Genomic DNA, 14,240 nt, shown 5'->3' with positions numbered 1-14,240 from the left:
TAGTTAACCTCCTTAACTATTTCAAAAAAAAATTATGTATCAGTTTATTCTACCATGCATTAATATTCCCCTTCATCATACTTTTTACTGTCCACCAGCAAATTCGCACATCCAGCCATAAGGACTGCCGGTCTCGGTAGTATAAATCATACCGAACCCGGTGTTGCATTTTTACCAGCGTTTCTGTTTCACCCCGTGCGCCGCGTACCTGGGCTAATCCGGTAATGCCTGGTTTTACTAGATAGCGCAGTTTATACTCGGGAAAGCTGTTCCAGAATTGTGCGTCATGGGCTACCGCATGAGGACGGGGACCAACAACACTCATGTGTCCCAATAATACGTTGATGAACTGCGGCATTTCGTCCAGGTTCGTTTTCCGCAACACTTTTCCCACCCGTGTCACGCGATCATCGTACTGCGTAGTTTGCCGGAATTCACTCGGTTGTTCGTGCCGCATGGTCCGTATTTTCAGGCACTTAAACTTGCGTCCGTTTTTACCGGTTCGTGGCTGCACGAAGAATACAGGCCCCGGCGAACAAAACAGGATGCAGACCGCCGCAATCGGCAACAGCCATGAGAGGATAAAGACGGTAACTAATAGGGCAAACACGACATCAAACACACGCTTTCCATAGCGTACGTACAGCGATGATTCCGTCTCCGCGCTTCGGTCCTCCGGCCGGAACAGTCCAGGTGTAGGAAGTGAATCTAATGAGATCATGGCGTTGGCGTGAGCGTTTTAGGTTGTTTACGATTGTATCAATTGCATGTATTTATTAATACCCACAGATTCATATAAGTAACAGGTAATCCGTGATTTTTTTGTTTTTACCACTAAGGCGGGAAGGCACGAAGGGGCACTAAGTTTTTTCTTTAACCACAAAGATGAGAAGACGTGAAGGGGCACTAAGTTTTTCTTATTCTTCTTCTTACTTTGTGCTGCTTCGGTTCTTAGCGTCTTCGTGGCTACCATTAACCACTAAGACGGGAAGTCGCAAAGCGGCACTAAGTTCTTCTTGTCCTTCTTCTTCCTTTGTGCTGCTTCGGTTCTTAGCGTCTTCGTGGCTACATTAACCACAAAGACGGGAAGGCGCAAAGCGGCACTAAGTTCTTCTTGTCCTTCTTCTTCCTTTGTGCTGCTTCGGTTCTTAGCGTCTTCGTGGCTACCATTAACCACAAAGACGGGAAGTCGCAAAGCGGCACTACGTTCTTTTGGCACTTCGTGCCTTTTCGATTCTTACATGTTTTCGTAGTTCCTTTTCCCTTCGTGCGTCTCCGGTTCTTAGCGTCTTCGTGGCTGCTCTTCCTGCATACGATCCCCTACCCTGCGCGGGGCAGGCTGAGGGTGTATGTGCGTATTGGGTTAGTCAGGGCGTGTGAGTCGTTTGTCTTTGCCCTCTCCGTAGTAGTTGCCGTAGCTGTAGCTGTAGTAGTAGGCTTCGCCTTCGCCGACAGCGTTCAGGATCACATTCAGTTTATTAAACCGGTGTTCGCGGTTCCAGGTATCGAGCTGCTTAATAAAGTTCTTCGGTGTATGGTCGTGCCGGACTACGTACAGGGTCGCATCGGCCAATGGGGCAATCACCTGCGCATCGGTCACGAGGCCGATGGGTGGTGAGTCGATCAGCACGTAGTCAAAGCGTTTCTTCAGTTCATCGATCAGTTCCGGCAGTTTCGGGCTGCTCAGTAATTCGGCCGGGTTCGGCGGAATCGGTCCGCTCGTGATGATAAAGTAATTCTCGTTGCCCGGCACCGGCTGCAGAATCTCATCCACCGTCGCCTCGCCGATCAGGTAGTTACTCAGGCCCTGCCCCGGAAAAATATTCAGGTTTTTGTGGAGCTTTGGTTTCCGCAGGTCCATTTCCAAAATCACCGTCGGGCGGTTCACCAGGGCAAGGCTCGCGCCCAGGTTCAGCGAAATAAACGATTTGCCTTCGCCGCTGATACTGGACGTAAACAGGAGTACCTGACTGCCCTTCGGATCGCTCCGTAAGAACTGCAGGTTGGTCCGCAGCGTCCGGATTTGTTCGGCAATGATCGATTGCTTTCGTCCCGAAATCACAATCGGCTCAAGCTTTTTGCTCTTGACAATTTCGCCCAGAATCGGTACCTGCGTACCTTCTTCCACGTCCGTCCGCCGCATCACGCGGTTGCTCAGCATATCTTTACCGGCAATTACGCCTACGGGAATAAAGAGTCCTACCAGCGCAAAAAGCAAAAAGATGGTCCGTTTAACTGGTTTAACCGGTTTATCGTCCGTCCGTGCTTTATCCACCGTCCGGCTATCCGAAATGGTCGAAGCAAACGATACCGCCGTTTCTTCCCGCTTCTGCAACAGGTAGGTATACAGGTTGCTTTTAATTGCCTGTTGCCGCGAAATTTCCAGCAGGTTGCGTTCCTTGCCCGGAATGGTCCGGATCTGCCCTTCCAGCGTTACGTTGTTGGCCTGCAGCTGTTTCTGCGTGGTCGTCAGCATCGCCTTCATGTTCTGTACATTGGCCTGGATGCTGGTTTTGGTCGATTTAATCTGGCTCTCCAGGGTTTGCAGCATCGGGTTCTGCTCGGAGGTGGTCCGCGCCAGCTGTTCCCGCTGCAGTTCCAGTTCCGACAGTTTACTCACCAGGCCCAGCAATACCGGATCATTCAGCCCGAGCGTAGCCGGTGCCATGCCTTTCTGATCGGACTGCTGCTGCACGTAGCGCTCCACATCTTTCAGCGCCCCGAGTTGCAGGGTTGTTTCGTTCAGCTGGGCATCGTTGGTTTGTAGCGTCTGCAAAAAGCTTTGCGCCTGCGTGCTCAGGTCGGTAATCCCCTGCGAGGATTTGTAATGCTCTACGTCTTTTTCCACCACGGCCAGATCACCCGAAATAAGGGCGAGGCGGTCTTCGATGAACTTTAGTGTATTGCCGGCGATCTGGTTTTTATCGGCAATGGCGGCTTGGTTATACTCCTCAATCAGGCCGTTCAGAATCGCTTCGCCGCGCTCCGGTACCGCATCTTCCATGGAGAGGACAATCACCGTCGAGGCTTTACTGGTTGGCTCAGCCTTCAGCGCGTTTACATACCCATTCACGGCATCCGTCCGCGTTGCTACCTGAACAATCACCGGTTCGGTCGTTGGTTTCAGTCCTTTCAGCCCGTCTACCCGAATCCGGCCGTAAGGTGTATTCAGCGGCTGGTTAATCGGGTATATTTTGCCGTTGATCTGTACCGTCTGTGTCGTCGGGAACGTAAGCTGTAGCTCTTCCTTGTACAGGGACGGGCTACCGGCCTCCACTACAAACCGGAACGGCCGTGCGGTATAGAGGTCGCGTTTTCCGAAATTCGTTTCGGTATAATACCGGATATCCAGATCCAGTTTGTTCACCACTTTTTCCATCAGGGTAAACGACTTCAGAATCTCGATTTCGTTTTCCACCGTTTTCTTCGGCCCCGATATCTCCAGCTCCTTCAGAATGCTTTCCTGATCAATCCCTTTTTTTTCATCCTTGATCAGCAGACTCGCCTGCGAACGGTACACGGGTTGCTGATAGAGCAAGTACACATAAGCGCCCGCCAGAGCTACCACGAGCGAGGCTACAAACCACGGCCAATTCCGCAGGTAGCGGAACAGCGTAGCCCGTAAATTTTGCGCATCCGTGTCAACTTCCTGAAACGGGATGTAAGAGTAATTACCTGGGTTTGACATTGGATGGATATCTTATAAGATTCTGGTAAGAATGATAGCGACTACCGAGAGTGCACTGAGCGCAATCGGCAGGATCTGATAGGTACGATCAATGGCGACAGTCCGTGTTTTCGCAGGCTCTACGTAAACGATGTCATTCGGATGCAGGTAGTAAAAAGGCGACTTAAACAAATCCCGTTGGCGGAGGTCGATGCGGGCAAAGATTTTCTGCCCGTTTTCCTCGCGGATCACTAACACATTATCCCGGCGGCCGTAAACCGTCAGGTCACCCGCGAGCCCGATGGCCTGCGGCAACGTTATCTGCTCATTCGGTATCAAGTACATGGATGGCCGCGTTACCTCGCCCAATACGCTTACCTGAAAACTGGTATTGCGGACATTTACGGTCGGGTCTTTCAAATAGGTTTTTACCTTTTCGCGGATGATATCGGCCACCTGTGAGGTTGTCGAACCGGCTACTTTTACTTTCCCCATCAGGGGCATTTCAATATTACCCTCGTTATCTACGCGGTAACCAGGAATATACGGCAATGAGGCATTAATCGATGAAGAAGCCGTTTGATTCTGACTTATCTGGTTGATAATTGCGTAGGGATTAAAAAACGATGTCGCTTCGGGGTTGAGGCTGCTGATCTGGATAGAGAGCACATCGCCCGTCTGAATGGTCGGCGTATAGCGGCTTGCCACCGCCAGCGTATCGGCGTTTGTTTTCTGGAAAAGCACCAGCTCTTTGCTGGAGATGCAACCCGTCAGACAAAGGCAGAGACAAGCCAGCCAGAATCCGGTGCGGGTAATATATGCGTGTGGAGTCATAGGCTGCTTTCGTTAATTTCCTGACGTACCTGCCCGGCAACCGGGCGTTTATTACACTTGAACATACAATCACTAGTGTTAAGCTAAGATAGTCAGAGGAGTTACCTCTTGTTTTCTATCACTAACCAGTAGTATCTTTTTTGCTAAGGCTTGTTACGGAAATCGAGTACTAAGTAAATAGAAAATCCATTTACCACAATGGGGACATATGCATAATTCGTCTTATTTATTGATAAGTAATATTACTTATCCAAATTGTACAAAAGCGTTATTTCTGCTTACGTAATCCCCGTTACAGTCACAAAGTTGTTTATAATTATCAATAACTCGTATACGTAGTTTTACGCTATTTTCAACTGGTTTACATGGCTAATTCACCCTTTCTATTTGGTTATCAATGCATTCAGCCATATAATAAATTTAAAAAAAGCCCTTACAGTAAAAATTGTACGGATTTGTGAGGATTATATGTTATCTTTTTCTTGTAACCGTATTAGTTACAAGTGGCACACACCGGAAATCATCCGGTTTTTATTGCGCAAAACCGATGCATTGCCTCTTAATTTGTTACCACATTTGGCAAATATCTAAAAAATATGTTTTTATGTGCGTATCTCCGGTATGCATTTGTTCATATTGTTTACTAAGCGTTGTCATATGCTTGTCAACGGTAGGGGTATAGGGTATAGAAACATAGTTTTCCTGCCCCCTGCTTCGGCAGTCCGATCCAAAGGGGGAAACCGGCGAAGCTCTCCCCCTTTGGAGGGAGCAAGGGGGAGGAATTTATAGCGCTAGCACGCCATAGTCTAAATACATGTACCACATAGTCACATAGAAAACATAGGTTTTAGCTTACTCTTTGTACGCTATGTGGCTCATGTGGTGAAACAATAAATTTTACAGTGAATCAACGTTTCGTTACGGGTTGGGTGCCTCTGGCATTTCTTTTGCTCGCAGTGGTGGCCGTGTTCAGTCATCTGGGGTATCTGCCGGTCGATGTCCGGACGGATGAGCCGCGGCGGGCGGTGGTGGCGCTGGAAATGCTGCTGTCGGGGCATTACCTCACGCCTACCCTCAACGGGGCGTTGTATTTCAACAAACCCCCGCTCTACAACTGGCTAATTGCCAGCTCATTCCGGCTTTCCGGCGGTTACTCATCCCTGGCGCTGCGGTTCCCGATGGCTCTTTCCGCCATTGCTTTTTCCCTCACGATTTTCTGGTTTGTCCGCCGCGAACTGGGGTCTTACCGCGCCTTTCTAATCGCCGGCATGCAGCTGGTCAACGGACGGGTACTTTTTTTTGAGACCCTGTTCGGGCTCATGGACATTACGCTGGCCTGGATTACCTACACGGGCTGGCTGCTGCTCTACCGGCTGTCGGAGCGGCAACGGTGGTGGCTCTTGTTTCCGGCCACCTACCTGCTGACGGCGGTCGGGTTTATGATGAAGGGCTGGCCGTCGGTTATTTTTCAGGGATTGACGCTGGTCAGCTGGCTGGTTTACCGGCGCGAGTGGCGGCGGCTCTGGCATCCGGCCCACGCGGCGGGGCTGCTGGTGTTTGCCGGCCTTGTCGGCGGGTATTACGTCGCGGCGGCGCTGGAAGCGGGCTTTCCGGTGGCCAAAGCGCTGGATGTGCTGTGGTTTGAAAGCACCCGCCGCACCGCGCTCACCTTCGGCATCGGCGCGGCCCTGCTCCACCTGCTGACGTTTCCGTTTGAGTTTATCTACCACTTTGCGCCGTTTACGCTTCTGCTACCCTTGCTGGCGGTCCGGGGAGCGATTGACCGGCTGCGGGCGCATCCGTTTCTGGCCTTCAATGCCCTGGTGTTTCTGGTGAATATTCCCGTTTACTGGGCCTCGCCGCAAGTCTACGCCCGGTACCTGCTGATGTTTCTGCCGCTGCTGTTTACGTGTCTGGTGTACCTGTATGGGGGCGGAGAGCGGAGAGCAGAGAGCGGGGAGCAAGGGGCAAAGGGCGGAGAGTTGGGGGTAGCGGGCGGGGTTATTCGCCGGTGGGTGGAGCGGATCTGGGGCGCGCTGATGGGGTTGATTGCCGTCGGGGCGCTGTTTCTGCCCCTGCTGCCCGATATGCAGGCCATTCCGTACCGGTTTGTGTGGGCGGCGGGGGCGGCCGTGGTGCTGGGCGGCTGTTGGTACGCCTATACGCGTTTGCCCGCCCACCGGCTGTTGATCCTGCTGTTTTACCTGCTGTTCGGCCGGATTGCCTTCAATGCACTCGTGTTGCCGCCCCGGCTGGCCAAGCGGGCGTTTTACCAGGCCACGTCCGAACAGGCCGCGCGGCTGACGCTGGATGCCCATGGCCGGCCGCTCCTCCTCTACGTCTACCGGCAGACAATCACCCCCGAACTGGGCGCCACCGACGTGAATACGTTTCATATCGAAGTAGCCCGGCAGCGGATTCTGCCCATTACCGACCAAAAATACCCGAATGCCCTGTATCTTGCCGACTCCGTCAGCCTCCTCAACGAACACTACCAAACCCTCGGCACCCTCATGCTCTACGACAACCACCCGGCGAAGATTGTAAAATTTGTGAATGAGCGGGGCATTTGTGAATGAGTGATTGAGCGATTGAGTGGCCAAACGCCCAACGAAAGCGCCTTCATCAATAATTCAATCATTCAATCACTCAATCACTCAATCACTCAACCACTCAATCACTCAATCACTCAATCACTCAATGACTCAATCACTCAATCACTCAATCATCGTCTCCATTGTCGTCTGTGTCTATAACGAAGCGGGGAATATCGGGCCGCTGGTAGCGGAGCTGCGGGGGGCGCTGCGGGACTATGCCTATGAGCTGATTTATGTCAATGACGGGTCGACGGACGGGACGCTGGCGGAGCTGGACGCCCTCGAGGCGCCGGAGCTGGTGATTGTGGACCTGGCCCGGAACTACGGGCAGAGCCAGGCCCTGGCGGCGGGGTTTGCGGTGGCGCAGGGGACGTACATTGTAACGCTCGACGGCGACCTCCAGCACGACCCTGCCGACATTCCGCGCCTGCTGGCAATGGCTGAAACGGACGGCTATGATCTGGTCGGCAGCATCCGCGCCCGGCGGCAGGACGGTTTCTGGCTCCGGAAACTGCCGAGCCGTATCGCCAACGCGCTTATCCGTAAAGCGACCGGTGTTTACCAGCAGGATTATGGCAGTTCGCTCCGCGTGTTCCGGGCCGATCTGGCGAAGCGGTTGCCGTTGTATGGCGAGCTGCACCGGTTTATGCCGGTCCTGGCCCACCTCGAAGGCGCGCGCATGACCGAAGTCCCCGTGAACCACCGGGCGCGGCTCCACGGGACGTCGAAGTACGGGCTGGGCCGCACCCTGAAGGTGATCAGCGACCTCATGCTGCTCCTGTTTCTGAAGCGTTACCGGCTGCGGCCCATGCACTTTTTCGGGCACGGCAGTCTGGCCATGTGGGCCGGCAGTGTGCTGCTTTACGCCTGGGACGGCTGGCACTATATGCGCACCGGCAACTGGCCCGCCGCTTCATTTCTCGCCCCTGCACTCCTCGTGGGCGGTTTTCAGTTTCTGGGCATGGGCCTGATCGCTGAATTACTCGTCCGCATCTATTACAACGCCCCTTCCCGAACGACCTACCATATACGTAAAACAATAAAAAAATCATAAATCTGAACAATCATATCCATCTGTGATAATATTACTTTTCCAATAATTTGTTATACTTCATCTTGCACAAGGCTTGCTTATTTATAATTTTGCAGATACGAATTGGTGTTATTACGATTTAAGTAGTCATTAAAGTTACTATTATAGACCATTCACTCATATTTGAATATTACTATTTTAGTAACTAATCATCCGTTCATTTTTATCCTTCTTATTCTGTAAGCAAGTTATGTTAAACTTTACGAAGACACGTTTCCGGTCTATGACCGCGGGCAACCTTTTTGCCCTCCTCGCCGCATGTTGCCTTGCCGCACCAGCTTTCAGTCAGACCTATTATGTAGCCACCACGGGTAGCAACGGGGCGAATGGCAGTCAGGGATCGCCTTTCCTGACGATTACACACGCACTGACTACGGTTCCGGCCAATACAACGATTATTGTACAGGACGGAAATTACACGGAGAACATTGTCATCAACAAAAACGTGTGCCTGATGTCGCAGAACGGCCGTGCGGCAACGACCATTACGGGTACAGCTAACGGCTCTTCCGCAGGTACCGTTTATTTTCAGAGCTCATCAACCAATGCCTGCCTGAAAGGCTTTACCGTACTCGGGATTGATAACGGCAGTCCGGGTATCGAAAACGCTGCGGTTTACGTTGCCGGCAACCACACGAACCTGCAGATTACCGATAACGAGATTGTGGCTAACGGTGACCTGGGCCTGCTCACAGAGACGACGGCTATTTTGCCAAACCTGACCGTTTCGGGAAATATTTTCTCAGGTAAAACCTACATAGGTAATTCTCCGGCTACCGGCAATCAATTTTCGGTTCCTAACGTACCGCGTCAGCTGATTGCACTTAACCGCAACTATAGCCCGGACGGATTCGGAATCAGTAACCTGATCTTTATCAACAATCAGATTACCGGACAGGCCGGTGAAGCATCGAGCGGTAACTATCCGGCCACACTGGAAGCCAGCAACGCCCTGATCCAGGGGAATACGTTTGCAGGCACGACAGCCGACAATTCGGGCAGGGCTGGCTTACGGGTACGGGGTACAGGATTCACCGTCCTGGCAAATACATTTCAAGCTGCTCCCTGTCAGGGCTGTACTCATATTGAATCTGCGTCAGTAGCGGTGGTTGGCGTTAATCCACTCGCAGCAGCAAGCAACTCAGCAGTGAATTCCATTAGTGGTGTCGCCGGCAATAACGTATTCCCGGCCGGTGCTACCTACCTGAATCCGCCGGGTTCATTTTCAGCCGTTTATACCTCCGTATCTCAGGCAACAACCGCAGCCGGTGTGGTTGGTGGCGGCAGTCCGGTAGCGGCCGGTGTGCCATCTATCGCCGGTTCGCTGACAATCACGCCGAATGTTATTTTTGAGGGGACCCCGCTGTCAACCACAATTACGGCAATGATCACCAATAATGCCGGTTACAACTACACCATCACGAACGGTACCAACAGCACCATGGGCATGGGCGCCTCCGGAAACCTGCAGGCAGTTATTGCCACAACGGCACCCGGCGCCTTTACCGTGACCGTTGCCGCCACATCGGGCCTGTACCGCAGCAGTGCGGTGACCAATGCCGTTACACCGGGTACGCCGCCATCGGCCACCGGCCTGACCTCAACGGGCGATGTGGCCTGCGGTACTAATGTGGCCCTGACGGCCTCGGCCATCGGTGATGTGTTTACCTTCACCGGTCCGAAAGGTTATGTCTTCAGCAGCGTTTTCCGGAATGTGGGTACCTATGCAGTCGCAGCACCAAACGTACTGGAGCCAGGCACGTATACCCTGACTGTTAAAAATTCGGCGGGTGGCCCGACGGCTACCTATACGACAACAGTAGGCGGTGCAGCCTGCCCTTCAGGTAACTAATCAAACCTTCTGATACACAGAACAGCCCGTCAGGCAGCAGAACGCCTGACGGGCTGTTTTTTTTACGCTCACTGCCGGAGCAGCCCTTACCGTTTTTTCTTAAATACCGCATTCAGGGCGATCAGTACCCAGACGACATTGACAAGGGCCGAGGGGTATGCCTGGTGGTGAACGGTATTCACGATAAAGAAAATGCCGCCTATCATGTTCATCCAGATGTAGGCAGCATCCTCCGCTTTGAGGCGGCCGTAGATATTCGCGGCGTAGGCGCCGACAATGAGAATGGAGCCAATCCAGCCCATTGTTTCGATTAGTATGTGCATCATGTCCGATTAGATCCGGTCCATCGTCTCCATGCAGGCGCGGCCGTTGTGGTACGGGCATTTCCACATGCTGATTTTGGTATTGCCCATGACCTTGTGGTGTTCATCGACACCGCCGAACCACTCGCCCTGCTTATGGTCGATGAGGTATTTTTTGATAAAGGTCCAGCTTTCTACCGACTTTTCCAGAAACTGCGGCTCTTTTGTCAGCTGCCAGGCATTCATGAACCCTACCATGGCTTCGGCCATCACCCACCACGACCGCTCCTGATTGAGGTGGCCGGTTACCGGATCAAACTCGTAATTCATCCCCCCGTCGGCCGCCAGTCCTGTTGCCGCCGCCCGCGCCATCGCCACCGATTCTTTTTTGATCGCCCGGATCAGCTCATGGTCGCCCAGCACCTCGGCTGATTCGAGCAGCAGCCAGGATGCCTCAATGTCGTGGCCATAGGAGATGGCCGTCCGGCGGGTTTCCCAGTTGTCGCCCTGAAACAGGATCATCCGGTGTGTTGCCGGGTCGATAATGTGTTGCCGGAAGACATCAATCAGGCCCCGCACCTGCGTACGGAGGTCGTAGATACCTGCGCCGCCCTCCGGCCATACCCGTAGCAGGCAGGTGAAAGCCTCGAGGATGTGCAGGTGGGTATTCATCGTTTTTGACTCACCGTTGTTTTTCCGGCTGATAGCATACTGCGCCGTTGGCGACCAGTCACGGGCAAAGCCTTCGAAAAAACCGCCGCTTCGGTTGGCGTCATAGGCGTGTTTCACCATGGCCGTATAGACTTCTTTCGCAAAGGCCAGCGCCGGTGCATGTTTGGTGACGCGGAAGTACTCACTAAGCCCATACACGGCAAATGCCTGCCCGTAGAGCTGTTTGCTGGTGTCCAGCGGCTTGCCGTCTGCATCGACCGACCAGTAGACACCACCGTAGTCGCGGTCGCGGAAAAAGGTATCGAGGTAATCATACGCACGTTTGGCCAGCGGCAGATAGTCATCGGTGCGGCGGGTATGCCGGGCCGCCGCCGCAAACGTCCAGAGGATACGGCTGTTGAGCACAATCCCTTTGGCGGCATAGGTTTTCGGTACATTATCGAGGCCAACCTCCCCGAAGAACCCACCTTTTACCGTGTCAACCGCGTATTTCTGCCAGTAGGTCAGGATGTTGCTTAACTCGGTTTGCAGCTCGCGGTGGAGGGTATGCAAATCAGGGGATAACATACGGTTTTCGTTTGGTGAGGTAAGGCCGGGGAGCACGAAATCTACTATAGGTTTTCCTACAGATTTTGTCTACCTTTCCTCTTCATAATCACAGCCTTTATGCAAAGAAACCTTTACATCCTCACCCTTTTGGTCATTGCTGCTATACAATGTGCGATAGGTCAGCGCACCCCTGCCGACACGCTGCGGCCGGCCATGCGGTCAGATACGGTATACCTGCCCCCTGCCTGGCAGAAGACCGGTATACTGCAACCGCCGGTAAGTTTTTCGGTATCAGCGACCTCCTTAACAACCTGCATCAGCCAGCCGGCGACCATTTCTCTGACCGTTCCGGAGCGGGGACTGGGTTCGATGCTTATTTTTTCGGTTCCGCAAAACGACAGCATTCGTACCAGCCTCCGGCAAATGCCTGATAACAATGGTCATTTTCTACTGACAACGGAGGCCGACAAGCCTGGCCGGTATTCATTTTCGTTTATTCTGCTAACGGCAACGGTTACCCTTACCCAATCGGTCACGGTCGAAGCAACGCCCTGTTCGCTGAGCCTGACAGCCCCCGAATATAACTGCAGCACAGGTACTTTTGCATTCCGGCACATGGGTGGCGATACCAGTGCGGTAAGCTACATGGCTGTTGGTATTACGTCATGGACCACCAGACCGGACGCCCATACGGTGACGCCTGCCTGTGATGCAGAACCCTTTACACTCATGGCCCGCAGTCACAGCAATCCGACAGCGATTACGACCTTTACCTGGAACTATACACAAACCTGTCCGGCAAACTGCCTGCCCCCGCCCGTACCACCATCATCAACCACGGTAGCACCGCCCGCAAACCCATGCGCCGGCGCGGACAGTACCCTGGGGCAACCGCTTCAATTGCTACCCCCTGACTATGACTGCCAGAGCGGCATTCTCCGGTTCAGAACAAGCGGCGGCTCCGGTGGCCAGCTATCGTTTATGAGCCCCGGCATCACGGGCTGGATCGACAACTGCGTGACCAATATTCAGAGCTTTGCCCTCATTGCCGATATCCGGAATCCCGACCTTCCGGTTGATCCGTTTATGTTATTTGTCAGAGAGATGAACGAAGATGGTACGGTTACCATGGCCCAATTGCGCTGGGACCCGAAAGAAAGTTGCCGGAACGCGGCAGCACGCAAGGCCGTTTCCGACCAGCCGCTGGTAGTTGAGGCAGCCGGGAATCCGGTTTACGGGAATGTTGCGGATGTGCTGCTGGATGGATTGCAGCACGAGCCGGTCCGGCTGCGGGTCGTATCGTTACAGGGGCAAACCATTAGCGAACAGTCATTTCCGGCAGCATCCGGTCCGGTCCGGACACAAATCAGAACGGGGCAGCAGGCAGGCGTTTACCTGATTGAGGCCTCTACCCCGACCCGGCGAAAAAGCATCAGAATCGTTAAGCAATAAAAAAACGGTACTTTTGCGCAACAATCGTCAACGCAATGACCCTCAAACAACTTCCGCTTCACCACGTTCATCAGCAGCTCGGGGCTAAAATCATGCCCTTCGCCGGGTACGAAATGCCCGTTCGCTATACATCTGACCTCGACGAGCACAATACCGTCCGGAATACCGTCGGTATGTTTGACGTCTCGCACATGGGTGAGTTCATGGTGCAGGGCCCCGATGCCTGTGCCCTGATCCAGCGCGTATCGGCCAATGATGCCTCTCTCCTGTACGACGGCAAAGTCCAGTACAGCTACCTGCCGAATACGCAGGGCGGCGTAGTCGATGACCTGCTGGTCTATCAGATCAGTCCGGTTGAGTTTATGCTGGTCGTCAACGCTTCCAACATTGACAAAGACTGGAACTGGATCAATCAATATACCGACGGGCTGGATGTGCAGCTGACTAATATTTCCGACGGCACCTGTCTGTTTGCGGTGCAGGGTCCGCTGGCGGCGCAGGCGCTCCAGCCCCTGACGAATGCACAGCTGGATGCGATGTCGTACTATACCTTCGAAAAAACGGATTTTGCCGGTTTCGCCAACGTAATTGTCTCGGCAACGGGCTACACGGGTGCCGGTGGCTTTGAAATCTACGTGGCCAACGAGCAGGCCGAAGCGGTGTGGCAGGCGATTATGCAGGCCGGAGAGCCGTTTGGTATCAAGCCGATTGGCCTGGGTGCCCGCGACACGCTGCGCCTCGAAATGGGCTACTGCCTCTACGGCAACGACATTACCGACACCACCTCACCGATTGAAGCCGGGCTGGGCTGGGTTACTAAATTCACCCACGACTTTGTAAACGCTGACGCCCTGAAAGCACAGAAGGATGCCGGTGTGACACGTAAGCTGGTCGGTTTCGAACTCATTGACCGGGGCATTCCGCGCGGCCACTATGCGTTGTGTGATGCCGACGGACAGGCTATCGGCGAAGTAACGTCGGGTACGCAATCACCGACCCTGGGCAAGGGCATCGGGATGGGCTATGTACCGGCGGCATTCAGCAAGCCGGGCACGGAGATTTTCGTCAAGGTACGGGATCGTCTGCTGAAAGCGCAGGTAGCGAAGCTGCCGTTTGTGAAGAAGTGATTCAGAAGAGTACATGATTCAAAGGGCTCAAAATGGTATAATTTTGAGCCCTTTACTATGTTTAATTCCCTGATCTGCCGTTATTAAAGCGTCGA

10 protein-coding genes are annotated in these 14,240 nt (G+C 53.4%); 5 read left to right on the top strand and 5 right to left on the bottom strand.

The window, feature by feature from the left end; genetic code table 11:
- Positions 1 to 49: 49 nt before the first annotated feature.
- From AC23NW_RS03600 to AC23NW_RS03590, 3 genes are all read right to left on the bottom strand, one after another.
- Positions 50 to 721 (bottom strand): sugar transferase, encoded by a 672-nt coding sequence (locus tag AC23NW_RS03600; protein WP_487447772.1) that lies wholly within the window; start codon positions 719 to 721, stop codon positions 50 to 52.
- 642 nt (positions 722 to 1,363) lie between these two features.
- Complete coding sequence (locus tag AC23NW_RS03595; protein ID WP_487447770.1) at positions 1,364 to 3,688, bottom strand: GumC family protein; 2,325 nt, start codon at positions 3,686 to 3,688, stop codon at positions 1,364 to 1,366.
- Positions 3,689 to 3,700: 12 nt separating this feature from the next.
- The gene (locus AC23NW_RS03590; protein WP_487447769.1) at positions 3,701 to 4,501 is read right to left on the bottom strand and encodes a polysaccharide biosynthesis/export family protein; all 801 of its coding nucleotides are present in this window, start codon (positions 4,499 to 4,501) and stop codon (positions 3,701 to 3,703) included.
- A 902-nt stretch (positions 4,502 to 5,403) separates the two neighbouring features.
- On the opposite strand from AC23NW_RS03590, the gene AC23NW_RS03585 reads away from it, so the two are divergent.
- The 3 genes from AC23NW_RS03585 to AC23NW_RS03575 all read left to right on the top strand — a co-directional run bounded on the left by AC23NW_RS03585 (position 5,404) and on the right by AC23NW_RS03575 (position 10,043).
- Positions 5,404 to 7,080 (top strand): glycosyl transferase, encoded by a 1,677-nt coding sequence (locus tag AC23NW_RS03585; RefSeq protein ID WP_487447767.1) that lies wholly within the window; start codon positions 5,404 to 5,406, stop codon positions 7,078 to 7,080.
- A gap of 121 nt (positions 7,081 to 7,201) precedes the next feature.
- Positions 7,202 to 8,152: a glycosyltransferase family 2 protein gene (locus AC23NW_RS03580; protein WP_487447766.1), complete on the top strand. Its 951-nt coding sequence runs from the start codon at positions 7,202 to 7,204 to the stop codon at positions 8,150 to 8,152.
- Between the two features lie 229 nt (positions 8,153 to 8,381).
- Positions 8,382 to 10,043 carry a right-handed parallel beta-helix repeat-containing protein gene (locus AC23NW_RS03575; RefSeq protein ID WP_487447765.1) on the top strand — a complete coding sequence of 554 codons (1,662 nt, stop codon included), beginning with the start codon at positions 8,382 to 8,384 and terminating at the stop codon, positions 10,041 to 10,043.
- 86 nt (positions 10,044 to 10,129) lie between these two features.
- Here AC23NW_RS03575 and AC23NW_RS03570 read toward each other — a convergent pair whose 3' ends face one another.
- Both AC23NW_RS03570 and AC23NW_RS03565 read right to left on the bottom strand, forming a co-directional pair.
- Positions 10,130 to 10,369, bottom strand: coding sequence for a CBU_0592 family membrane protein (locus tag AC23NW_RS03570; RefSeq protein WP_487447763.1), 240 nt, complete (start codon positions 10,367 to 10,369; stop codon positions 10,130 to 10,132).
- Between the two features lie 6 nt (positions 10,370 to 10,375).
- On the bottom strand, positions 10,376 to 11,584 hold the full coding sequence (locus AC23NW_RS03565) for an AGE family epimerase/isomerase (protein WP_487447762.1): 1,209 nt from the start codon (positions 11,582 to 11,584) through the stop codon (positions 10,376 to 10,378).
- A gap of 99 nt (positions 11,585 to 11,683) precedes the next feature.
- On the opposite strand from AC23NW_RS03565, the gene AC23NW_RS03560 reads away from it, so the two are divergent.
- Positions 11,684 to 13,018 (top strand): T9SS type A sorting domain-containing protein, encoded by a 1,335-nt coding sequence (locus tag AC23NW_RS03560; protein ID WP_487447760.1) that lies wholly within the window; start codon positions 11,684 to 11,686, stop codon positions 13,016 to 13,018.
- A gap of 35 nt (positions 13,019 to 13,053) precedes the next feature.
- Complete coding sequence (gcvT, locus tag AC23NW_RS03555; RefSeq protein ID WP_487447758.1) at positions 13,054 to 14,145, top strand: glycine cleavage system aminomethyltransferase GcvT; 1,092 nt, start codon at positions 13,054 to 13,056, stop codon at positions 14,143 to 14,145.
- Positions 14,146 to 14,240 lie beyond the last annotated feature (95 nt).

The organism is Arsenicibacter sp. R0_47 (assembly GCF_057652235.1).
This window is presented reverse-complemented; position numbering and strand designations above follow the sequence as displayed.